The following is a 22193-nucleotide window of genomic DNA, read 5'->3' as shown; positions in this document are numbered from 1 at the left end:
CTGGAGGCTGACAGAGGATCGGGGTTTTTGATGACGTGGGGGTGATTGGGGTCAAAAAAAACGGTGTTTGGATCCGAGACCCGTTTGGCTATTCATTACACCACCTCACAAATGAAGTACCCCACCCCTACTTTTTCCCCTCCCGCCGCACGCCTAAATTGAGCTCCAACACCTGACCCCATCCCGAGGCCAGGTCACTGGGAGAGTCGTCATGCCATTCGTCAGCGTCCGCATCACCCGCGACGGCGTCACCGCCGAACAGAAGGCCCAGGTGATCGCCGAAATCACGGAAACCCTGGAACGCGTCCTCAACAAACGCCCGGATCTGACCCACATCGTGATCGAGGAAGTCGACACCGATAACTGGGGCTACGCCGGCATCACCACCACCGAGTACCGCCGACAGCTGGCGGAACGGGGCCAGTCATGACCCCGACCGTGACCATCGATTTCGTCTCCGACGTGGTGTGCCCCTGGTGCGCCCTCGGGGCGACGGCGCTGGAGCAGGCCATCGCCAACCTGGCTGGCGAAGTCTCGGTGGAGCTGACCTACAAGCCCTTCGAACTGAACCCGGACATGCCCGCCGAAGGCGAACCGGCGGAGCAGCACCTGATGCGCAAGTACAGGCGCAGCGCTGCCGACATCGCCGCCGGCAAACGGATGCAGATCGAACGCGGCCAGGCCATCGGCTTCGAGTTCGACCTGGAGAAGCGCACGCACTTCTACAACACCTTCGACGCCCATCGCCTGCTGATGTGGGCGGCGCAGGAGGGGCGGCAGATCGCGCTGAAGAAGATCCTGCTGCGCGCCTACTTCCGTGACGGCGCCAATCCGAGCGACCGGCCGACCCTTGTGCAACTGGCCGCCGAAGCGGGACTGGATGCGGCCCGGGCCCGCAAGGTGCTGGCCAACGACGAGTTCGCCAGCGAAGTGCGCCAGCTCGAAACGTTCTACCGGCAACACGGCATCAACTCGGTGCCGGCACTGATTCTGAACGGCACGCACTTGGTGTCCGGTTCGCAATCGGTCGAGTACTACGAACAGATGCTTAAACAACTGGCCAAGGCCTGATTGAACACCGTCTTTATCATTGAGGAATCCATCATGAGCAGCTCGAAAAAAACCGTCGTCATCACCGGTGCATCCCAAGGTCTGGGCGAAGGCATGGTCAAGGCCTTCCGCGAACTGGGCTACAACATCGTCGCCACCTCGCGCTCGATCAAACCGTCGAACGACCCGCAGATCCTGACCATCGCCGGCGACATCGGCGACCCCGCCACCGCCCAGCGCGTGATCAGCGAAGGCGTGGCCCGCTTCGGCCGCATCGACACCCTGGTCAACAACGCCGGCATCTTCGTCGCCAAACCGTTCACCGCCTACACCCCGCAAGACTACGCGGCGGTGCTGTCGGTCAACCTCAACGGCTTCTTCTACATCACCCAACTGGCCATCGCCGAAATGGAAAAACAGGGCAAGGGCCACGTGGTCAACATCACCACCAGCCTCGTCGACCACGCCATCGACGGCGTCCCTTCGGTCCTCGCCTCACTGACCAAGGGCGGCCTCAACGCCGCGACCAAATCCCTGGCCATCGAATACGCCAAACGCGGGATCCGCGTGAACGCCGTATCGCCAGGCATCATCAAGACCCCGATGCACGGCGAAGAAACCCACGCGGCGCTGGGCAGCCTGCACCCGGTCGGGCACATGGGCGAAATCGAGGACATCGCGCAGGCGGTGGTCTACCTCGAAAACGCGGGGTTCGTCACCGGCGAGATTCTGCATGTGGATGGGGGGCAGAGCGCCGGGCACTGAGTGCGGTTGAAACACAAAGCCCTCGCAGAGATGCGAGGGCTTTTTTATGGACGCGGTTCAGGGTTTTGGCTTGGGCGAATCCAGGACTTTCACTGCGTCATCGATCAACGCCTTGCTCAACTCCTGCAAATACTGCGAAGCGCAGGAACGTAGGTCAGGATCACGCGCGGCGGAGGTGTCCGCAATCAGCAATCGGGATATGTGGAGAAGCTGCGAGGCGTGGGAGAGGGCGGTAGTGACCGGGACGCCGGCGTTGGTGCGGAACAGCGCGTGGTTCGAGTGGAAGGAAAAGTGGGTGAGGCCGAGGGTTTTCAGGTCTTGAGAGTGGGTCATTGGGCTTCACCTACCGTTCGCTGGGCGGTGGAGAGGGATGACCGGTGTGTGGAGCTTGGACGGATCGATGGCATTCATTTGTGAAACTCCCTGTATCAAATGAGGGCTGCCTATTTCGTTCTCAGGCGAAAAGGGTGGCAGCTATGCGCAGGCTGAGAAACCGGAGATACAGGAACCCGGCAGACCCCGAAGGTCTCCCACGCACAGCCGCCATTGCACGGAAATACGGGCACAAAAAAGCGCCGGCAAACGTGGGTTGGGGGCGCTGGTGCGCCTGTATCTTACGCGGGTTCTCAGGCCCGGTCGCTGGGTTGGTGGCGACGGGGTTGACGGTAGCTTGGGGGTGGAGGGAGTGCAATCGTGGCTAAATGGTGGTGGGGTGATGTCTTGGGGGATAGATCTCTCAGGTTGGGTCGCGGAGTAATTGAAGGAGAAGGTCGGGAATGACGGGTGAATTGGAGCGGTTTCAGCAAGACCTGTTGGATTCTGTGCGTGAGATGAAGGCGGCGAGGGATGCATGTGTCATTGAGGTGCCGCTTACGGCGGTCGCTGGGGCATGGGAAGGTGGGCTTATCGCAGAGCGCGGTTGCCAAACTGATCGGAGTGAGTTTGCGGATATTTCAGGATCGGGAGCAGGGCCGTAATAGCCTACTGGTGCAGCACAGATTTTGCTGCGTGTCGCTAGTCAGCACCCCGAAGCATTGCGGGATTTGCAGCCATCCTGAGATGAACTCGTCTATGAACTGTTCCGATTAGAGACTGGCGATCCGGTTGCCGATGACTGGAGGTTGGGACGAAATGTGACACTGCATCTCTGCAGGGGCTTCGGCACCAGGAGTCGAAGATATACATATGCACTTGTTTTATAGTAATTTAATTTTTGGCGTTGGGTTATGTATATCTAAAACTATCCTTTAGCTTTAATTCTATCTTAAATGGACGCAGGCAGGGTCAAATTAATATCTATTGCCCTCGAGGCGCGGCAGAATGTTGTGCTTGAGTAAATGGGGCACCTCTCAAACTATGCTAAGCAGCAGTAAACGACTCAGGTATAGTTGCTTAAAAGCCTCTATCGGCAAGGTAAGCGTAGCTCTTGAGTTTGTATAGTTGAGCGAATTGTTATGGGCATACTCGAACTTTGCCTAGTAAATTCACGTTTACCACAATTTCGAACTCACATTCCTGGTTAGAGTAGAAAATAGCTGTCCTGGGAACTTTGGACTGCAGTACTACGCGGTCTTGGAGGTAAAACCATGGTTGATTTTGATAGTGGAAATAAGCAAATTGTTCAGCTACATCCTTAGAGGTAGACCAAGATTGGCCATATTTCTGGATTATGTGTTCGTTCATGCTGCACCCTCGGTAAATTTCAATAGTTTCCTCAAGGTTTGCGATGTCGTTAGGCTTTAGCTCTGTGGTTAAAAGTACTCTTGGGTACCATGCTTCGTTCTCTTGTCTAGTGAAGAGTTGGAGAAGCCCTCCGTACGCAAATCCAGAAAATGCATGCCGAATTGGGTCGATGAGTGCGTAAGCATGTTCATTGTCAAACAGGTGCTCGTAATTTAAAAAGATTCTCTGGATTTCCTCTTCGGCATCCTCTTTGTTTAAAGAGATAAAGAAGTTCTCGATCATTGTATAAACGTCGCGCACCTGGCTGTCGCAATCTAAACTATTGATCTTCTCTGTCAAATCTTGGATGTCTATACACATTTCATTTGTCAGAAATTGATGCGCTTCTTGGCTGAGTGGCACAGGATCACCTTTAGACATAATAATTAAGCTAACAAGTAGCCAAAGGCATGGCTGCAGGCTAACCGATTGGCTAAGTTAGAGGGTTTGGGGCGAATCCTTAGGGGGCAATGGCGCAAAACATGCGGGCTAGATAAAAGGTTACTATTACGGCGCTGCTTAATAAGATGCCGATAGTGAAGGACACTAAGAGAACCCAGAACAATATCCATGTAGCTTTGCCATACCCTGAGGCGTCTGTGCCAAATAGTGTTAGCGGTTCATTATTCGTCTTGCGCAACTTTTGAGCTGTAAGACGGAAGTCAAGCAGTCGTGTTACCACGGCTGCAGAGCCAGAAGTAGAAGCAACAAGCAGCGATAGGATGGCGAGTAGAAATAGTAAAGCGAGTATTCCTGTGGGTTTAAATGAAGCATCACGCAGAAGAGAAAAGAGAAAGCCTAGGCCTCCCACGGATAGGCCAGAAAACAAGGCGAGGGCAGTAGAGAGCTGGCTGATAGTTTGTCCTTGCCACCTTACGAAGCGTTCATTGCCCAATTGTGGTACCTCCTGAATACTAAAAGTTAAGTTTCCAATCTTGCAGAAAGCTAAGTTTTCCGGGAGCGATGATGCTGGTTATGTTTTTCTAAATGATTCTGAACTGGGTACGCCCGAAAGCATTTTTTTCATAAAACTCCTTGGTGGAAACTAATAGCACATGATCATTTTCTTTGATTTTGAATGGCATGTGCTCAAGGAATGAGTAGCGCTCGATAAGTAACTTAAAATTCCAGTAGGTGTCGGAGCTGTTTGCACAATAGCAGTTAATGGCTAGGAGTTGGGTTACGTCATAGCTGAGAAATGATCTTACAATATTGCTGTACATTTTCTCACTTGGTGCAAGCTTGCATTTGGATATTGTGTCTTGACTGAATTCTGAGCCAATATTTCCGTCAGGCACGTTTGTGGCAATGAATTTTAGGACTTGATATAAGACTCTAAAATAGTGACCGCAAATACCATTGTGTTTTTCTAGCGAATTTTTCGCGTCTTGCAGATTTGAGTTCTTTTCCGAAAATACGGAAAGTCTTACCATGTCTAAGTCTGATCGGCTGTCTGTATACTTTCCAGTTGGTGTAGATATTTTTTCGAGAGCTTTGTTGTGTTGGTCGAGTAACGAAAAGAAAGTGTTTTCAAACTGCTGTTTTGCTTGTGTGTCGGATTGTTTGTTTAGCGCTGCTTCGGTCTTTTCTTGCGCAGATGCGGATCGCTCAAGCTCGATTCTGGTTGACTCAAGCTCTTTGCTTTGTAATACGATTGTTAATAAAAGCGCAATCAGACTTAAAAAGCCAAATATGGGATTTAATGTCCCGCCGAGGAAGTCTCCAAATGTCCCCCAGTCTGAATTTTCATTGCTGAACCCGTTGTTGAATTCCATAAAATACAAGGCGAGCACAACGCCGAAGAGGCCTGTTGCAATCCCCAGTATCCAAGCTATCCATTTGACTAAAGCTCGAGGGGTTATACTCTCAAGCTTTTCTTCTAGTTTCAATTTGTTGCGCCTCCTTGTGCAGTGTAGCATATGGTTAACGGGCAGGCTTTAACCTGTACCAGTGAGCGAGTGATGCGACTTGAACGAATTATCGCTAATGCTAAAAGCACATTAAATCTATTCAACTCCTGCAAGCTCTGTTGCAATTGCAATTTTCTGGAAAAAGGGGGGCGGATTTATTTAATTGTGCATCAACCAGCACCGGAAAATAAATCTGTCCCCATTTCTTGCTTTTCTTGTCCAGGAATAAAGAATCTGATCTCTGTGGTTTAGCTATTTTCAATGTCATCAATCAAACCAACGCTCAGACCATCGTCCCCTGTAGAGCTGTAATGCGCAACAATAAACGCTTTATACCGATTTACGAAAGTTTCGGGTACATCATTGTCAACAAGAATTATCTGGCACGGTACTTCTTTTTTCTCCGCCTTCATAGCAATCTCGAGAATATGCTCATACATATTTTGGTATTTCAGTGGGTCAGATATTCCTTCTTGTTCATCAGCTGTATGGCTTGTCTGCGCGACATACTTGTCTTTGGTTGTTTTTCCAAGATATTTACCAACAGTATCAATCATCAGAAACCTTGGGTGATTGATTTCAGAATCGATGGAGTACTCAAGTAGTGAAAGCATAAACCCCACAGATGCAATGGTTCGCAATCCCCCGGATGTGATGTCAATGTAGTCCCGATCCCTGATTACAGGAGCGAAGCTTTTTGAACTGATACTAATTCCTTCTCGCCTTTTGATATTGACAGTATTAAGATATTTTTTCAGGTAGTCGCTGAGCTTGTTTAAAACCTCAGCAATGCTGGGTGCTGATAGTTTAAGCTCTGCAAGTCTCTCCTGAAGTTGCTTAATTGCTAGTAGCGAATGAGTATACGCGTCGTGGATTTTTTGCTGCTGATTTCGGATGCGGATGTTTCCGATTTGCTGATTTTTTTCTTGCTTGCTAGACGCAATTTGCGTGATTAATGTATCTCGTTGAGTAAGAAATGGTGTAATCATTTCTTTAGCTTCGGTGTCTATCATCTCACGCGCACGGTCAAGGTCATCTCTATATGCTGCCTGCTCCTGAGATAGCTCTCTGCACTTCTGCGCGAGTTCATCTATCAGCGCCTGAATGCTTTTCTTCTTTTTCTGAAGTGAATTGTGTTCATCCGTTAAAGAATCTATTTCAGTAAGATTGAAATGCTCGCTTACAGTAGAAGGTGTTAAAGGTGTATCGCATACTGGGCATGGATTGACTGTTATCGCGGTCTCACCAATTCTAGTTTGCGCAATAATAATGCTATTGATTTTCGCGATATCATTCTCGTAGTCATTTTTTAATCTCGAATACTTTTCGATTTGCTCGCGAGTTTTAAAGATTTCCTGAGATGCTCTTTTTTCGTTCAACGCAAGCTCGTTGAATATTGATTTCAATTCGCTATGATGTTGCGAATTGGAGGTCATAGTCGTATTGACTACTTCGAGTTCTTTTTCGAGTACGGTTATTGTTTGTTCAATTTCTGTGATGGCGTCGTCTATCGAGTCACGGCTTTCATAATCTGTTTCCCTCAGAAATTCAGAGACGGAATTGTATTTCTGAAGTAGGCTGTTACTTTCTTTTGTTCGCTCAGATATTTGAACCTCAATTTCGGTGATGCTTGAGTCGAGTACGTTGAATATGTATTTTAGTACTTCTCGATTGCTTGTTGCTTTAACCCAGTTGTTGCTCAGGTCTAAGAAGCTTTTACTGCCCACGTCATCTTGATTGACGTACACATACTTAAATAGACTCCGAAAACCTAGTCGTTTAACATCCGAATTTGCTTTGGAAGGTGAGACTTTGATTTTGACCTTTGGGAAACCTAAACTATCCAGAAGGAAATCTGAGAAGAAACCGTCAGGCGCGTTCGAGTCTACAAAGGTTGGGCAGTATTTTTTAGGGAAAAATTCACTGCATTTACTGAAAATACATGGATATACTTCTATGTATTCAGATGAGTCGTATATATTTCTTTTGATTGTGTATTGTATATTGTTTATTTCTAGCTCTAATGCTGCAAAGCTGACTGAAGATTTAACTTCATCTGCCAGCTCTATCTTGCTTGCTCCAAGTAGATAGCTAATGAACTCCAGGATGCTGGATTTCCCTGTGTCGGAATCACCATATATGATGTTCACACCCGGGAAAAAAGGTATAGTGTAAGTTTTGCGATGGCCAACAAGGTTTAAGCTGTTGATGCTAATGTTTGGTTTCACTTTCAAATCCTTTTGAATGTAGCATTCAAATAAGAGTTTAGCTTGCTATTGGTCTGGGACTGCAGGGCCGATAGGCTCGCTATTACTTCCGCTGCTGCTGAGAAATAATGTGATGTGGTAGTTTGGGTACTTGTAGCATTTAAGGTCTTGAGTGGGTTCGTGTGTTCTTGTGTTTCCAAACCCTTTGCGAATGCCTTCCCTTGTTCACTTAGTAAGTACTTTATGGAGTCCTGGCTTTTAGCTTTCTCACAAATTAACATTCCGCGGGCAGCAAGCTCTTTGATGAGATATTTTAACTTCCCTCGATCAAAAAGAATATCGACGTTTGTCGATAGGCTTTCAATCGTAAAGGTATATTGCGTATTGATTGGTGTAAATTTTTTGTCTGCAAGTTTTAGTATGATATTTATTTTTGATGGATTTTTTACTAAATAAAGAAAAATTTGAATTTTTTCAAAATCTAAGACTGCATTTTTTTTTGAATTCATGCCTAGCTTTTCTATGATTAGCGCAGTTAAGGAAAGATTAAGGCTAAAGTCATCATCGATTGAGATGTAAGGAAGTGAAGTATTCAATACTAAACTCCTTTCTTGTCGAGCAAGGTGTCAAGCTTGGTTTTTGATGACCAAACGACAGTGGTATCTCCCTTGTTCGCTAATTGATGTATCATTCCTTTTTTATGCACACTATCTAAATCGGTAAGCAGCGACTTTAGATATCCGTTATCTTCGCTCATGATCTTCGAATGCACGCTAGACACAAATTGGTCTGCTGTTGTCGCATTAGCAATGTGGTACTCGTATTCTTGCTGATAGACTTCTCTCACTTTGCTATAAAGCACCTCGAGAAGTTTTTTGTCGTGGTCGCTGGTAAATATCTTGCGTGCTTCCTCAGCGTTGAAGAAGTAGCCCTTTGCATGGCCGGTAATCGCTTCATGCACTTCCGCAATTACCATTTTTAGAACGAAAAAGTGATCATCATACTGGTTGTTGTCTTCGAATTTGTGTATTAACAGTGGTTCTTTATACAGTGAATGAAATTCCGTTATGTATTTTATGACCGCTTTATATACTGTTTCGTTTTGGCTTTTTGGTTTGCAGATGCTAAAGTGATCTTCGTCAACTGCAATAGAATCTTTTTTCTGGCTTTCGATAGCGAGAGCACTTTTCTTGTCAACCACTAAATCATGTGCTGCGTAGATGTATTTTGCGGGAGGCGGGTTCGTTGCGTTCAGCCAATCTCTGCTGAACTGGTCTACGGCATCGCTTAGTACACTTAGATCTTTCAGTTGAACGTTAGAGGAGATCAACGATCCGATATTTGCTATTTTTGCCCCTGAATGGGGTACGGCAAGAGATATGAAGCCTTTTACAGAGGTTGCTTGGGTTTCTTTTAGGTGTCCAAGTATGCAAGCTTTTGATATAAGCCCGCCCATGCTGTGAGCGATAATTATTACTCGACTATAATCGCTTAGGTTTACTTCAAATTCAGTGCGAAGTAGCTCGGCAAGCTCAGTGATCGGTAAGTTTTTTCTGAGTTTATTTAAGGAGCCAAAAACTCTTGAGAAAAAGCTTTTTGAAACGCCATATGTAGTTGTGAATGTGGTGAAGTAATTAAAGCACGCAATGTCGTAATGTTCAGCGAGCTGAGGCTCAGAGGCTAACAAACTAGGGAAAGATGTATTTTCATCATGAGACCATGTTTCAATTCCCCCCTTCAGTCCGTGTACAAACAGGATAACATTGGGTTTGTTTTCCCTTCTGACCCAATCAATCATGCTCATTTCAAAATTCCTTATTACCTGTTGTTAGAGGTATGGGGATAGCGGTAAACCCTCACTCGCTCGGTTTGGCGAATCACCCCACGATTCCATTTGCTCCAAGGTCAAAGCCACCGGGTCTCTAGCTGTCTCGCCAAGGATGAGTACTCAAGGCTAACTATGTTGCTTGAGATTCCAAAAGTAGGAGCTCGTTGGAGTTTAAAAGCATAATGCCATCACTGCAGCGACGCAGCTACAGGCTTTAACAGCAGCACCATCGCTACAGCACCCCACGTCATCCAGCCAAGAATGCTGAGTGTAATCAGGGATCAAGACCCCTGCGAGCTGTGGGGATGTTCTCTAACGCGGAACTGGCGGCTCCTTACGTCTGGGAGCGAGGGCATCTCATGATCTGGCCTCCTTAACACCGTTACCGGTGGGCGGGTGGAGCTAGCACTGGCTGACGAAACCAGCGCCTGAAGATCCTGAGCCGGGTGAAAGCAGCAATGAGATGACAGGGGCATGCCTGACTGTCAGTCAGGTGCAGTCCATTCCCTGGTCTGCGTCACCATCATCTACATGGTTGTTACTGGTGACATCGGCGTTTGTCACGCCAATTGTCACGAGGGGGCATGCCGCAAATCCATGTGCGAACAGGGCCGCAGCAGTGGTAGAAGTGCCCGTCTCTTTACAGAAGAAAGAGATGGGCACAGGCTGGCGCAAGATTTGGCCAAGCGGATAGGTTGCTTACGGTGTATCTGGCGCACTTGCGCGATATGTGTAATAGCATCCATCACATTGAGAAAAGGTGACAGATGTGTTTGCTAGTGCCGCAACTCTAGAGCGGACATGAGAGCAAGGGGCATAGACAGTCAACACAACAACCATCCACAACAGAAGATTTTTCCAACCCCCAAAAACAACAAAGCCCCTGCATCTCTGCAGGGGCTTCACTGTGTATGGTGCCGGCACCAGGAATCGAACCCGGGACCTACTGATTACAAGTCAGTTGCTCTACCAACTGAGCTATACCGGCGTGTGGGCGACGATTATAGCGGTTGGGCGGGTTCTGTAAACCCCTGAATTCTGACTATTTTTGCGCGGGCGGCGGATCAGGCTCGGCGCAGGAGGTTGCGCAGTTTTTGTACAGTGCGCCAGGTGCGGCTGTTCTGCAGGGTGTGCAGTTGGGCTTCGGCGTGTTCGGCGCGTTGCAGGGCGGTTTCCAGGTCGGTGTTGAGCGGGTGGGCGAGTTTGTGGCCCTTGCAGAGGCGGAAGCCGTCGAGGTTGCAGGGCGGGAGGTCGAAGGCGGGTTTGAGGGGCAGGTGTTCGTTGGCCAGGAAGTAGCTGTTGAGGCCGTCGAACAGCACGTTCTGGTAGCCCGCGCCGGTCACCAGGTGTTCCCAGGTGTGGTCGCGTTCCCATGGGGTTTCGATGAGGATGATCATCGGGCGGAAGCGGGTGAAGTCCATGCCGCGCAGGACGGTTTCTTCGTGGCCTTCGACGTCGATCTTCAGAAAGTGGATCGGCCGGTCGGCGGCGTGTTCTTCGCAGATCGACGTCAGGGTGCGGGCGTTGACGGTGAGTGTCCGCACGTCCATGCCGAGGTCTTTGCGCGCCTGGGCGACGGCGGGGTCGGCGGTGGAGAGGCCGGTGTCGGGGATGCTGTAGAAGGTCAGTTCGCCCGGCTGGTCGGTGGCCACGCATTGCAGGTTGATGTCTCGCGGGCGGTGTTGGCGCAGGGCGTCGTAGTAGTCCTGCACCGGCTCGACGTTGATGCCTTGCCAGCCGTGGTCGTAGAAGGATTTGGTGACGGAATCCTGGATCGGGTCATTGGCGCCGACGTCGATGTAGAAGCCGGTTTCGCAATGCTTGAGGGCCCGCCACAGGCGAACGTCTTCGAAATTCTCGGCGTAGGAAATGAACGTCAAAGTCGATTCCTTTCTGTCAGGTTTTTCTTATTGGTCTGTGCGTCACCGGAACGGAGTGACCTTGTATAGCAAGGGTGCCCGGCCGGTGCAATTGCCTGTGCCGGGCGTCCGGGATTCGGCGGTTATGTCCTTTTGATTGGGGGCTTATGCACAACACGGCAGAGGGGGCGTGCGTTCAGGCAGGGTTTTGTGGACGGGTTCTCATTTGGGCCGCAAATCCCTGTTTTACAGGTTTTTTATTCATGTGAACAAAAAATGACCAGTGCTGTTTCGCCCCTGAAACAGGCGTGGATATTGGATCCACGGCCAATCCATCAACAGAGTTATCCACAGGCTGTGTGACGTCAGGTGCGTTCGGCCAGCAGCAGGAAGTTGCGGGGCGTAAGCGGGGTGTCGCAGAAGGTGCCGAGGCGCACGGTGTAACCCTGCTCGCTGAGGAAAAGTGCCCGGTCCAAATTCAGCCAAAGCTCCAGCGGCCGTCGGAACAATCCGCGCAGCAGTTCCAGGTTGCGAACTTCGGCCAACCGCTGCCATCCCGCCGCTTCCAGGGCCGGCCAGTCCGGCTCGCCGCTTGTGGATAACTCTTTGAGCGTGGCCAGGTCGCGGCAGTAGTCGGCGAAGGGTTTGTCCAGCCAGGCGCTGGGCAGGGACGGGGTGGGCAGGTATTCATCGACGCCGCGCAGCTGCCGTTGCCACAGGTCGAACCCCAGGCGCCGGGCCATGGAGGTGTCGCGCTGACGGCGGACGCGTGCGCCAGCGGTGACGGTTTCGCTCATGGGCAGCGACAGGTCTTCCAGCGACAGTTGCAGGACGGATCGCTGGCCCGTTGTGGACAACGCCTGATACTCGGTCAGACGGATCCGGTTGTAGCAGCACGGCGCAATGGCCATGTGTTTGCAGCCGGCGGCGCTGGCCAGTTGCATCAGTCGCACATGCAGATCGCCGCAGGCGTGCAGGGCGACCGGGGTGTGGCGGGCGTCGAGGACGGTTGCGGCGTTGGCGGCCAGCACGTCCTGTTCGACGTGCAAGGCGTGCAGATGATGACGCTGGCTCAGTGCCTGGCCGCTGGCGACCAACGAAGGGTCGTATTCCACGCAGGTGAGTTGTTGCTCGGCCCCCAGCAGGCGCCTTCCCAAATGCCCTTTGCCGGCACACCAGTCCAGCCAATGCACGGGCCTGGAGGCAAACGACAGGCGACTGGCGAACGCCTCGATCTGCTGCCACTTGCGCCCCGGCACATCGACGTTGAGCCGATGGCCCGCCGCCTCCAGCGCATGCCCCGGCAATTCGCCCACCGCGCTCAGCTCAAGCGACAGCGCGGCCAGGGAGGCGAACGGCTCCGGCGCATTCAGCAGGTCGGCAGGGTGGTTGTGGGCGTTTTCCGCATCTTCGAGCGAGCGGCCGCGTAGCCAAGTGGCCAGCTCCGGGTGGGACGTTTCCCAAGGAAGGTGCAGATGGGTGAACGGGCGGGGTTTCCACAGCGCTTGATGGGCGGTGAGAAAGGCATCCAGTGCCGTGAACCGGGCGAGGAGGGCCTCGCCCGTCAGCACGTGGGCAGCGTCAGCGCCCTTGGCAGGCATCGACGCGCAGCCAGCGTTCCAGCAGCTTGAAGCCGCGAACCAGCACGTAGGCCATGACCAGGTAGAACACGCCGGCGGCGAAGAAGATCTCTACCGGCAGGTAGGTGCGGGCGATGATCGTGCGGGCCATGCCGGTGAGTTCCAGCAGGGTCACGGTGCTGGCCAGGGCGCTGGCCTTGAGCATCAGGATCACTTCGTTGCTGTAGGCCGGCAGGCCGATGCGCGCGGCGCGCGGCAGGATGATGTAGAACAGCGCCTTGGGCTTGGACATGCCCAGGGCCCGCGCCGCCTCGATCTCGCCCGGCGGGATCGCCTGGATCGCGCCGCGCAGGATCTCGGCGATGTACGCGGCGGTGTGAAGGGTCATGGTGGCGGTGGCGCACCAGAACGGATCGCGCAGGTACGGCCACATCGAGCTGTTGCGGATCACGTCGAACTGCGCCAGGCCGTAGTAGACCAGGAACAGCTGAACCAGCAGCGGCGTGCCGCGGAAAAAGAAGATGTAGGCGTAGGGCAAAGCGCGCACGTACCACAGCTTCGACGAGCGGGCGATGCCCAGCGGAATCGCCAGCAGCAGCCCGGCGATCACGGCGATGGCCACCAGCTCCAGGGTCAGGGTCGCGCCCTGGGCCAGTTTCGGCAGCCACTTGATGATGACGTCCCAGTTCATTGAGCGCTCCTCGCGAAGCCGCGTGCGGCGCGTTTTTCCAGGAAATGCATGCCGATCATCGCCAGCACCGTCAGGCCCAGGTACATGAAGGCGGCCACCATGTAGAAGGTGAACGGCTGTTTGGAGACGGTCACGCCGATCTGCGCGTGACGCATGATTTCTTCCAGGCCGATCACCGACACCAGCGCGGTGTCCTTCATCAGGATCATGAACAGGTTGCCCAGGCCCGGCAGGGCGATGCGCCACATCTGCGGCATGATCAGCTTGGTGAAGATCCGCCATTTCGACAGGCCCAGGGCCACGCCGGCCTCACGGTGGCCCTTGGGGATGGCGAGGATCGCGCCGCGGAACACTTCCGTGGCGTAGGCGCCGAAGCACAGGCCCAGGGCGATGACGCCGGCGGCGAAGGCGCTGAGCTCAAGCTCCGGATTGCCGAAGTATTCGCCCAGGGCGCGCATGGCGTTGACGGTGCCGAAGTAGATCAGCAGCACCCAGAGCAGTTCCGGGACGCCGCGCACCAGGGTCGAGTAGGTGCTGCCCAGCCATTGCAGGGGCTTGTACGGGGACGTCTTGGCCAAGGCGCCGAGCAGGCCGAGCACCAGCCCCAGGCACAGGGCCGAGAGCGCCAGTTTGACGGTCATCAGCGCGCCGGCGGCAAGCGCCGGGCCGAATCCGTAGAGGTCGATAATCATGGAATTCTTTTCAAATCGCGGCAGGCAAGGCCGGGGACCGGCGCCGCTCGCAGGCGGCGCCGATCCGGCCGGTCAGGATCAGTAGATGCTGAACGGGAAGTACTTGTCGTTGATCTTCTTGTAGGTGCCGTCAGCGACGATTTCCTTCAGCGCGGCGTTCAGCTTCTCGCGGATCGGATCGTTCTTGCGCACGGCGATGCCGATCTTGTCGCTTTCTTCCACCGGGTCGCCCTTGAATTCGTAGGCTTTGCCGGCGTCGCTCTTGAGCCACTCGTAGTTGACGTACTTGTCGGCGAGGATGCCGTCCAGGCGACCGGAGGTCAGGTCCAGGTAGGCGTTTTCCTGGGTGTCGTACAGCTTGACCTCGACGCCCGGCATGTTGTCTTCCATGAAGGTACCGGCCAGGGTCGCGCGCTGGGCGCCGATCACTTTGCCTTTGAGGGAGTCCTTGTCGGTCTTGAACTCTTTGTCCTTCGGCGCGATGAACTGCAGCTTGTTGGAGTAGTACGGATCGGTGAAGTCCACCGCCTGCTTGCGTTCGTCGGTGATCGACATCGACGAGATCAGGAAGTCGAACTTCTTGGCGTTCAGGGCCGGGATGATGCCGTCCCAGTCGGAGGTGACCACGCTGCACTCGACCTTCATCTTGGCGCAGAGGGCGTCGCCGATGTCCTTGTCGAAGCCGACCACGTTACCGCTGGCGTCCTTGTTGTTGAACGGCGGGTAAGCCGCCTCGATGCCCATCTTCAGGGTCTCGGCCATGGCACCGGCGCTGAAGGCCAGGGTGACGGCGGCGGCCAGGAAGACCTTTTTGTAGTTCTGCATGCGGGTAGCTCCGTTAGCGGTTGCTGGACATGAATTGTTTGCAGCGCGCCGAAAGCGGGTTCTCGAACACCTGCTGCGGCGATCCTTGCTCCTCTACCAGGCCCTGGTGGAGGAACACCACTTCGCTGGAGACCTGACGGGCGAAGCCCATCTCATGGGTGACGAGCAGCATGGTGCGGCCTTCCTCGGCCAGTGCGCGGATGACATTAAGTACTTCCTGGACCATTTCCGGGTCAAGGGCGGAGGTGGGCTCGTCGAACAGGATCACCTTGGGCTGCATCGCCAGCGTGCGGGCGATGGCCGCGCGCTGTTGCTGGCCGCCGGACAGCTGCGCAGGGTAGGCGTGGCGCTTGTCGGCGATGCCGACCTTGGCCAGCAGGGCTTCGGCCACTTCGATGGCTTCGGCCTTGCTCTGGCCGAGCACGCGGCGCGGGGCTTCGATGATGTTGTCGAGCACGCTCATGTGCGGCCACAGATTAAAGTTTTGAAACACAAAACCAATCTCGGAGCGCAGGCGGTTGATCTGCTTGCCGTCGGCGGCAACCAGTTCGCCGTTCTTGGCGGGCTTGAGCTTGAGTTCTTCCCCGGCGACCAGGATCTGGCCCTGGTGCGGGTTTTCCAACAGGTTGATGCAGCGCAGGAACGTGGACTTGCCGGAACCGGAAGAACCCAGGATCGAGATCACGTCGCCGTCACGGGCGGTCAGCGAGATGCCTTTGAGCACCTCAAGCTGTCCGTAGCGTTTGTGCAAGTTGCGGATTTCAAGCGCGGGCGTGGCCTCAGCCATGTGCGTTCCTCATATGTGTTGCGCTCCAGCTGTCGGGTGGCCTTCCTGGCGAGGCGGCCAAGCTAGCATAGCGTTTCAATGGCAGCCAACAGCGCTTCGGGCGGTAAACGGATGGCGTGTGGCAGGTTGTCGCATCGGCGCAGCAGACTGTCGCCCCATCAACAACCGAACGGGTGTTTGAACGCGGATTCCCGTGGGTGTCGCGTAAAAAAAGGCGCGATGTTGCCACCTTTGGCGGGGTGTTGGAAGCGCTAACCGGCCGAACGTTGCGGATTCGCCCTTTTATTGTGCAACACACACTTTTTCAGTGTGTTTCTGGTGCGCCCGTTCGTTTGAAAAGTGAGTCGCAGGGTAACGCTCTGGCGAAAGGCCAGTAATCTCAAGGGGTTGCGATGACTGTCCGGTCAGGCTGAAAACCGCAGGCCAGAAGCTTTTGAAACATTTTGGCGCAATATTTGCGTGCAGAATCTGGAACGGCCCGTTGGATTCTTTTTACGAGAAGGAACGCCAGACGGGACGGACTGAATCGCTTTCCTCGCAAAGGTAGTTTCAATGAGCAGTACCCATAGCTCCAATGGCCTCGAACAGGGGCTCAAACCGCGTCATGTGACCATGCTGTCGATCGCCGGTGTAATCGGTGCAGGTCTGTTTGTCGGCTCCGGCCACGCCATCGCCGCCGCCGGTCCCGCCGTGCTGCTGGCCTACGCCGCCGCCGGCCTGCTGGTTGTGCTGGTGATGCGCATGCTCGGCGAAATGGCCGTGGCCTCGCCGGACACCGGTTCGTTCTCGACCTACGCCGACCGCGCCATCGGCCATTGGGCCGGTTTCACCATCGGCTGGCTGTACTGGTGGTTCTGGGTACTGGTGATCCCGCTGGAAGCCAACGCCGCCGCCACCATCCTGCACGCGTGGTTCCCGGGCGTCGAGATCTGGGCGTTCGCGCTGATCATCACCTTCCTGCTGACCGTGACCAACCTGTTCAGCGTGAAGAACTACGGTGAGTTCGAATTCTGGTTCGCCCTGCTCAAAGTGGTGGCGATCATCGGTTTCATCATTGTCGGCATCATGGCTATCTTCGGCTTGCTACCGAACAGCCAGGTCAGCGGCGTGTCGCACATCTTCGACACCCAGGGCTTCCTGCCCAACGGCATGGGCGCGGTGCTGGGCGCCATCCTGACCACCATGTTCTCCTTCATGGGCACCGAGATCGTGACCATCGCGGCCGCGGAATCGAAGAACCCGGGCAAGCAGATCTCCAAGGCCACCAACTCGGTGATCTGGCGGATCGGCCTGTTCTACCTCGTATCGATCTTCATCGTCGTGGCCCTGGTGCCGTGGAACGACCCGTCGCTGGCCAACCTGGGCTCCTACCAGACCGTGCTTGAGCGCATGGGCATCCCGAACGCGAAGATGATCGTCGACATCGTGGTGCTGGTCGCCGTGACCAGCTGCCTGAACTCGGCGCTGTACACCTCTTCGCGCATGCTGTTCTCCCTGGGCAAGCGCGGCGACGCCCCGGCCATGGCCACCCGCACCAACAACAGCGGCACGCCTTACTGGGCGGTGATGCTGTCCACCGGCGCGGCGTTCCTGTGCACCTTCGCCAACTACGTGGCCCCGGCTGCGGTGTTCGAGTTCCTGCTGGCCAGCTCCGGCGCCATCGCGCTGCTGGTGTACCTGGTGATCGCGTTCTCGCAACTGCGCATGCGCAAGCAGCGCATGGCCCGCGGCGAGAAGATCTCCTTCAGCATGTGGCTGTTCCCGGGCCTGACCTACGCGGTGATCGCCTTCATCATCGCGGCCCTGACCATCATGCTGTTCCAGGACGCCCACCGTGTGGAAATCCTCGCGACCGGCCTGCTGAGCCTGCTGGTGGTCGCCGCCGGCCTGCTGGTGGCCCGCCGCCGCAAGCTGGAGAAGGGCGGTGCGGCCGTCCTGAACTGATCCGCAGCGCCTGATGCAAAAACGGCCGCCCGTCAGTGATGACGGGCGGCCGTTTTCGTTGGCGGGCGTTGAATCAGCGAGGATTGACCCAGTCTTCCACGCGTAACCCCGGAACACGCTCAAACTCCCGGACGTTGTTGGTGATCACGATGTAACCCCGCGAGCGCGCATGCCCTGCAATCATGTGGTCGTAGGGGCCGATCGGCGTGCCTGCCTTGGCCAATTCGGATCGGATCATGCCGGTGTGGGCGGCGGCTTCCTCATCAAAGGGCAAGACCTCAAGGCGGGCGGCAAAGCCTTCGATGACCGCGAGATTCCTTTCTGGCGCTGCGGATTTTTCTGCGCCGTAAATCAGCTCCATCAAGGTGACCGTGCTGATGCACAGTTGGCCGTGGTGACGGGTGAAGGCCTCGCGCACGATCTGTGGTTTGTTTTTGATCGTGAAGATGCAGATGTTTGTATCGAGCATGAACTTGATCATCAGAACGATTCACGCTCCTGGTCGGCGGGTTGTCCGCGGTCGGTCATGAAGTCCGCGGTCACGTCGTCCCCGTCAAACCAACTGTCCCAGCTTTCGCCGGCAGGCGTGATGATGCGTGTCCTGCCGATGGCGACAACGTCCACCCGTTTGACGTCCACAGGCATCGCGACAGCCTTGGGAAGGCGAACGGCCTGGCTTCTGTTGTTCATGAAGATCGTTGTCTGCTCCATGATGTTCTCCTGTTCTTTGCGCATCTGTGGCTTCAGAGGATAGAGGCGGTAAGGGATATGTCAACGGGATATGCTTGTGCTCCGACCAAGGGATGCGCCAACGAAAACGGCCGCCCGTCAGTGATGACGGGCGGCCGTTTTCGTTGCGGGCGAGGGATTATTCGCTCTTTTCTTCCTGCGCTTGCTGCGACTGCCCGTAGGCGTCCAGCGCGATGCCGAAGTCGGTGATGAACTGCGGCTCGCTCAGCCAGGCCTGGGCGGCCTCGATGTCCATGCCGTCGGCCCACATGCGGTAGTCGATCAGCATGTCGGCGGCCAGGTGGGTGGCGGCCATGCCTTCGTCGTCGGCGTTTTCCATGTCCAGCAGTTCAGGGTGGTCGACGATGATGAACGCCAGCTCCCTGAGCAGCGTCAGCAGCATGTCGTTGCGGCTGACGGCTTCGGCTTCGCGCATTTTGCTGAACATCGCCAGGGTGTATTCCGGGATCGGCTCGGCCAGGTGGCCGAGGTCGTCGTCCTGGGCCAGCGGTTTGCGGCCGACCATGCGGATCTGCTTGGCTTTGGCCTTGGCGCGTTTGGCGCGTTTCTGTTGCTTGTTCAGGGATGCCATGGGAACTCAGTCTTTCTGTTGGGATTGCGCGGCGATCGCGTCGGACGCCGCCACATAGTCGGCCTGGAAGGCCGGGGATTCGATCCACGCCAGGGCGCCGGCCTCGTCGGTCTCGGTGGCCCACTGGCGGTACTCCAGCAGTGCCGCGAGGATGAAGTCCATCGCGCCTTCCTCGCCTTCCTGCTCGTACACGATCTCCAGCAGCGGGTCTTCGAGGAACGCCGTGCACATGGCCTGCTGGCTGATCTTTTCGGCGTCGATCATTTTCTTGAACAGTTCGGTCAGGTCCACCGACTCGAAGTCGATGCGGTCGTCGTTCGGATCCAGCTCGACCGGCGCCTCGGCGCGCTTGGTGCGGTTCTGCTTGGCCTTGGCTTTGGCCCGGGAGGCGCGTTTCTGCTGCTTGTTGGCGGAGGCCATGGGTGTGTTCCGTGATGCGTTAAAGGGGTTGGCTGCGCGGTATCTGCCGCCCCGGCGTGCCGGGGGCCAGTTCGCCGCTCTGCAGCCAGGTCAGGGCGATGGGCCATAGTGTGGCTTGGTATGCGCTGCGAAAAAAGGCGAAATGTCCGACTTCCTGTTCGCCGATGTCCTGCGGCTCGATGCGCAAGTGGGTTTTTTCGGCCTGGCTGAAGTAGCCGAGCAGGCGTTCGGTGGCCGCCACCGTGCCGTAGGGATCGTCGCCGATGCTGATCGCCAGCGCCTTCGCGCGTACGTCGGCGAAGGGCAGCCGGCCGTTTTCCCTCAGCAGCCTGCGGCCGCTCGGGCGCCCTTCGTAGCGGGGCGTAGGCGTGCTCCAGTCGCGCACCACGCCGGCGGGGGTGTCTTCCAGCCAGCCTAGTCGCTTGCCGGGGAAATAGCCGCAGAACAGCGTCAGCAGCGGCATCAGCACGTGCCATTTGCCGAACATCCTCAAGCGGTGCTCGGGTGCGTAATCGCGCCAGTATGCGAACTGCGCGCCGACGGTGACCAATCGTCGGATCGCCTGCCCGGAGGCGCCCAAGCCTGCCGCGCAGCCGCCGAAGCTGTGGCCGACCACGTCGATGGGCTGGCCGGGAAATTCCCGTTGCGCCCGCTTGAGCATCGCTTCGAAATCCAGCGCGCCCCAATCCGTCCAGGAGGCCTCAAGGCCCTTCATGGCGGACGGTCGCGATTCGCCGATGCCCCGGTAGTCGTAGGTCATCACATCGAAGCCGTTGGCGAACAGGTAGGCGGCGAAGCGCGAGTAGTGACGGCAGCGCACCGAAGTGGCGGCGTTGATGATTACCACCGGGCGCCGCGCATCGGGCAGCGCGTGGCGCCAGGTGAAGCCGCCCAAGGGATAGCCGTCGGCGGCGGGCTCATGGAACGGCACGCTTTCCTTGTCGGGCGTTTGGGCACGTGTCGGCGATGCGCTGGGTAGGGTCATGGCGGTCGTGACTGGCGTTGGATAGGCGAGCATGAACGTTCCCCGGAAGGTTTTGCAATGCGCTCGAACCGGTGGCCGGCAACGTCGTAGTCCGTTTAGTACCCGACCCAACTCCCAAACAATCTAAAACCCGACCCGCCCCGCAAAATCTAAAGAGATGTAACGAAGGGGTTCTGAACGAACCCGGGAGTCGCATCATGAAACGCGTGATTGCATGCATGCTGCCCGTCGCCGCCGTGGTTGCGCTGTTGTTTCCGGTGGTGGTGCAAGCCACCAGCCCGGAGCCGATCGACAGCGCCGGCGTGCAAGTCCAGCAACAGCAGCAGAACGGCATCAACTACCTGTCCGGCGGGATCGGCCTGGACGAATCGCGGGCCATTCAGCAGTCCGCCGGCTACAACCTGCACATGACCTTCGCCGTCGGCGTGCAGAACCTGTACACCTCGGATGTCGATGTGGTCATCCAGAAAGCGACCGGGCAACCGGTGCTCAGCCTCAACCAGATCGGGCCGCTGCTCTACGCGCAGTTGCCTCCGGGCAAATACACCGTGGTCGCCACCCGCAATGGCGAAGTGCGACGCGACATGGCTGACATCGGCAACGGGCCTGCACGCAACCTGGTGTTCCACTGGAACTGGGAGCCGACCCAATAGCGGCGTTCTGCGGGGCGGGAGTTTGCGCACCGATGCGGATAAAATCCCGCCCCTCCTGTTTTTGTGGATGCAAGGATGTCGGTTTTGAAAGGGATGTTGCGTGTGGGTTTGATGGCGGGTCTGGTGGTGTTGCAGACCGCGTGCGGCACCATGATCGGGCGGGTCAGTACAGGCATGTCCGACGTGGATTACTACAAGGGCGTCGACGGGGATCTGCAACTGCTCGGCGTGACCGGCAATGACGGCAAGCCGGCGGCGATCATTTGCTACTTCATGATCGTCTGTCCGCTGGTCACCGTCGTATCGATGCCGGTGGACGCTGCGCTGGACACCGTCCTGCTTCCCGTGGATTACGTGAACACCCTGTAGGGTCATCGCCTGGTGCGCTTGCTCCGCGCACCGCGCGGGCGCGTCTTGCGCCGTATCCAAAGCCCGAACGACACGATGCCCAGCAGCATCAACGTGAAGACGCCTTGCCACACGATCTCGAACCAGTACCTGCCGGGCTGCGACGCCAAGGTGTAGGTCTGGCGCGGGCCGGTGCGGTTCATCGTGGTGACCGAGCCGCTGATGAGGCTATCGGCGATCAGGTAGAGGGACGCGCCGATGGCGAAGGCCAGCATCACGCCGACGAGTACGGTCAGCCAGAACGAGACCCGGCTTTCGCGGTAGGGCGGCGGATGGGGCAGGGGGATGCGGGTGCGTTTCTGGTTCATCGGGCAGGCAACCCTCTTCCGTAAGGGGCGGCCAAAGTACCGCGATTGATGCGGCTTAAACCAGCCTTCAGCAAATCACGGGCATAAAAAAACCCTGAATCTTTCGATTCAGGGTTTTCGGTATGTGGTGCCCAGAGACGGAATCGAACCGCCGACACGGGGATTTTCAATCCCCTGCTCTACCGACTGAGCTATCTGGGCAACGGGGCGCATTAAACGGGTTTTTCAGGGGGGCGTC

25 protein-coding genes, 2 tRNA genes and 1 pseudogene are annotated in these 22193 nt (G+C 55.7%); 7 read left to right on the top strand and 21 right to left on the bottom strand.

The features are described 5' to 3' along the window. Window positions 1–211 precede the first annotated feature (211 nt). From CAG31_RS13675 to CAG31_RS13665, 3 genes are read left to right on the top strand one after another with little or no spacing between them, the layout of a single operon-like run. Entirely contained in the window at window positions 212–430 is a 219-nt protein-coding gene (locus tag CAG31_RS13675; RefSeq protein ID WP_085581897.1) for a 4-oxalocrotonate tautomerase family protein, read from the top strand. Next, entirely contained in the window at window positions 427–1071 is a 645-nt protein-coding gene (locus CAG31_RS13670; RefSeq protein WP_085581895.1) for a DsbA family oxidoreductase, read from the top strand. The genes CAG31_RS13675 and CAG31_RS13670 overlap by 4 nt, the downstream gene beginning before the upstream one ends. Window positions 1072–1104: 33 nt before the next feature. Further along, a complete protein-coding gene (locus CAG31_RS13665; RefSeq protein ID WP_085581893.1) occupies window positions 1105–1815 on the top strand; it encodes an SDR family NAD(P)-dependent oxidoreductase in 711 nt (236 codons plus the stop codon). Between the two features lie 57 nt (window positions 1816–1872). Here CAG31_RS13665 and CAG31_RS13660 read toward each other — a convergent pair whose 3' ends face one another. Next, window positions 1873–2148: a DUF3077 domain-containing protein gene (locus tag CAG31_RS13660; protein WP_085581891.1), complete on the bottom strand. Its 276-nt coding sequence runs from the start codon at window positions 2146–2148 to the stop codon at window positions 1873–1875. Between the two features lie 443 nt (window positions 2149–2591). Between CAG31_RS13660 and CAG31_RS28685 the strand changes: the two are divergent. Next, window positions 2592–2873 (top strand): annotated as a pseudogene (locus CAG31_RS28685) (helix-turn-helix domain-containing protein). A 394-nt stretch (window positions 2874–3267) separates the two neighbouring features. On the opposite strand, the gene CAG31_RS13650 reads toward CAG31_RS28685, so the two are convergent. The 13 genes from CAG31_RS13650 to CAG31_RS13595 all read right to left on the bottom strand — a co-directional run bounded on the left by CAG31_RS13650 (window position 3268) and on the right by CAG31_RS13595 (window position 15916). Then, the gene (locus tag CAG31_RS13650) at window positions 3268–3900 is read right to left on the bottom strand and encodes a hypothetical protein (RefSeq protein ID WP_139831353.1); all 633 of its coding nucleotides are present in this window, start codon (window positions 3898–3900) and stop codon (window positions 3268–3270) included. Window positions 3901–3997: 97 nt separating this feature from the next. Next, window positions 3998–4432 (bottom strand): hypothetical protein, encoded by a 435-nt coding sequence (locus CAG31_RS28180; protein ID WP_139831354.1) that lies wholly within the window; start codon window positions 4430–4432, stop codon window positions 3998–4000. Between the two features lie 88 nt (window positions 4433–4520). After that, entirely contained in the window at window positions 4521–5426 is a 906-nt protein-coding gene (locus tag CAG31_RS13645) for a putative phage abortive infection protein (protein ID WP_139831355.1), read from the bottom strand. A 269-nt stretch (window positions 5427–5695) separates the two neighbouring features. Next, window positions 5696–7675 carry an AAA family ATPase gene (locus CAG31_RS13640; RefSeq protein WP_085581885.1) on the bottom strand — a complete coding sequence of 660 codons (1980 nt, stop codon included), beginning with the start codon at window positions 7673–7675 and terminating at the stop codon, window positions 5696–5698. Between the two features lie 2 nt (window positions 7676–7677). After that, window positions 7678–8250 (bottom strand): ABC-three component system middle component 4, encoded by a 573-nt coding sequence (locus CAG31_RS13635; RefSeq protein ID WP_218189824.1) that lies wholly within the window; start codon window positions 8248–8250, stop codon window positions 7678–7680. A gap of 2 nt (window positions 8251–8252) precedes the next feature. Further along, window positions 8253–9458, bottom strand: a complete 1206-nt coding sequence (locus tag CAG31_RS13630) for an ABC-three component system protein (RefSeq protein WP_085581883.1) — start codon at window positions 9456–9458, stop codon at window positions 8253–8255. A gap of 936 nt (window positions 9459–10394) precedes the next feature. Beyond that, window positions 10395–10470: transfer RNA gene (locus CAG31_RS13625), tRNA-Thr, on the bottom strand. Window positions 10471–10546: 76 nt separating this feature from the next. After that, window positions 10547–11362 (bottom strand): FkbM family methyltransferase, encoded by an 816-nt coding sequence (locus tag CAG31_RS13620; protein WP_085581880.1) that lies wholly within the window; start codon window positions 11360–11362, stop codon window positions 10547–10549. A 344-nt stretch (window positions 11363–11706) separates the two neighbouring features. After that, entirely contained in the window at window positions 11707–12942 is a 1236-nt protein-coding gene (locus CAG31_RS13615) for a methyltransferase (protein ID WP_085581878.1), read from the bottom strand. Beyond that, on the bottom strand, window positions 12923–13612 hold the full coding sequence (locus tag CAG31_RS13610; protein WP_085581876.1) for an ABC transporter permease: 690 nt from the start codon (window positions 13610–13612) through the stop codon (window positions 12923–12925). The genes CAG31_RS13615 and CAG31_RS13610 overlap by 20 nt, the downstream gene beginning before the upstream one ends. Beyond that, a complete protein-coding gene (locus CAG31_RS13605) occupies window positions 13609–14304 on the bottom strand; it encodes an ABC transporter permease (RefSeq protein WP_085581874.1) in 696 nt (231 codons plus the stop codon). The genes CAG31_RS13610 and CAG31_RS13605 overlap by 4 nt, the downstream gene beginning before the upstream one ends. A gap of 78 nt (window positions 14305–14382) precedes the next feature. After that, on the bottom strand, window positions 14383–15129 hold the full coding sequence (locus CAG31_RS13600; protein ID WP_085581872.1) for an ABC transporter substrate-binding protein: 747 nt from the start codon (window positions 15127–15129) through the stop codon (window positions 14383–14385). A 13-nt stretch (window positions 15130–15142) separates the two neighbouring features. Further along, the gene (locus CAG31_RS13595) at window positions 15143–15916 is read right to left on the bottom strand and encodes an ABC transporter ATP-binding protein (protein WP_007939465.1); all 774 of its coding nucleotides are present in this window, start codon (window positions 15914–15916) and stop codon (window positions 15143–15145) included. A gap of 552 nt (window positions 15917–16468) precedes the next feature. Between CAG31_RS13595 and gabP the strand changes: the two genes are divergently transcribed. Further along, complete coding sequence (gene gabP / locus CAG31_RS13590) at window positions 16469–17860, top strand: GABA permease (protein WP_085581870.1); 1392 nt, start codon at window positions 16469–16471, stop codon at window positions 17858–17860. 73 nt (window positions 17861–17933) lie between these two features. Here the strand turns inward: gabP and vapC are convergent, their stop codons facing one another. The 5 genes from vapC to CAG31_RS13565 form a co-directional block, all read right to left on the bottom strand. Then, window positions 17934–18341 carry a tRNA(fMet)-specific endonuclease VapC gene (gene vapC, locus CAG31_RS13585; protein ID WP_085581868.1) on the bottom strand — a complete coding sequence of 136 codons (408 nt, stop codon included), beginning with the start codon at window positions 18339–18341 and terminating at the stop codon, window positions 17934–17936. Next, on the bottom strand, window positions 18341–18571 hold the full coding sequence (gene vapB / locus CAG31_RS13580; RefSeq protein ID WP_085582217.1) for a type II toxin-antitoxin system VapB family antitoxin: 231 nt from the start codon (window positions 18569–18571) through the stop codon (window positions 18341–18343). The genes vapC and vapB overlap by 1 nt, the downstream gene beginning before the upstream one ends. A gap of 157 nt (window positions 18572–18728) precedes the next feature. Next, entirely contained in the window at window positions 18729–19181 is a 453-nt protein-coding gene (locus tag CAG31_RS13575; RefSeq protein ID WP_085581866.1) for a hypothetical protein, read from the bottom strand. Window positions 19182–19187: 6 nt separating this feature from the next. Then, on the bottom strand, window positions 19188–19601 hold the full coding sequence (locus CAG31_RS13570) for a hypothetical protein (protein ID WP_085581864.1): 414 nt from the start codon (window positions 19599–19601) through the stop codon (window positions 19188–19190). Window positions 19602–19620: 19 nt separating this feature from the next. Then, on the bottom strand, window positions 19621–20586 hold the full coding sequence (locus tag CAG31_RS13565; RefSeq protein ID WP_139831356.1) for an alpha/beta fold hydrolase: 966 nt from the start codon (window positions 20584–20586) through the stop codon (window positions 19621–19623). A 197-nt stretch (window positions 20587–20783) separates the two neighbouring features. On the opposite strand from CAG31_RS13565, the gene CAG31_RS13560 reads away from it, so the two are divergent. Next, a complete protein-coding gene (locus tag CAG31_RS13560; RefSeq protein WP_085581860.1) occupies window positions 20784–21239 on the top strand; it encodes a hypothetical protein in 456 nt (151 codons plus the stop codon). Between the two features lie 93 nt (window positions 21240–21332). Continuing rightward, on the top strand, window positions 21333–21608 hold the full coding sequence (locus tag CAG31_RS13555; RefSeq protein WP_170930019.1) for a YceK/YidQ family lipoprotein: 276 nt from the start codon (window positions 21333–21335) through the stop codon (window positions 21606–21608). Window positions 21609–21610: 2 nt separating this feature from the next. Here CAG31_RS13555 and CAG31_RS13550 read toward each other — a convergent pair whose 3' ends face one another. Both CAG31_RS13550 and CAG31_RS13545 read right to left on the bottom strand, forming a co-directional pair. Continuing rightward, window positions 21611–21955, bottom strand: a complete 345-nt coding sequence (locus CAG31_RS13550; RefSeq protein ID WP_085581856.1) for a hypothetical protein — start codon at window positions 21953–21955, stop codon at window positions 21611–21613. Window positions 21956–22080: 125 nt separating this feature from the next. Next, window positions 22081–22156: transfer RNA gene (locus CAG31_RS13545), tRNA-Phe, on the bottom strand. Window positions 22157–22193: the final 37 nt, after the last annotated feature.

Source organism: Pseudomonas sp. R25(2017) (assembly GCF_002112565.1).
Lineage (GTDB): Bacteria > Pseudomonadota > Gammaproteobacteria > Pseudomonadales > Pseudomonadaceae > Aquipseudomonas > Aquipseudomonas ekonensis.
The sequence above is the reverse complement of the archived record's forward strand: the minus strand, read 5'-3'. Positions and strand labels throughout refer to the sequence as shown.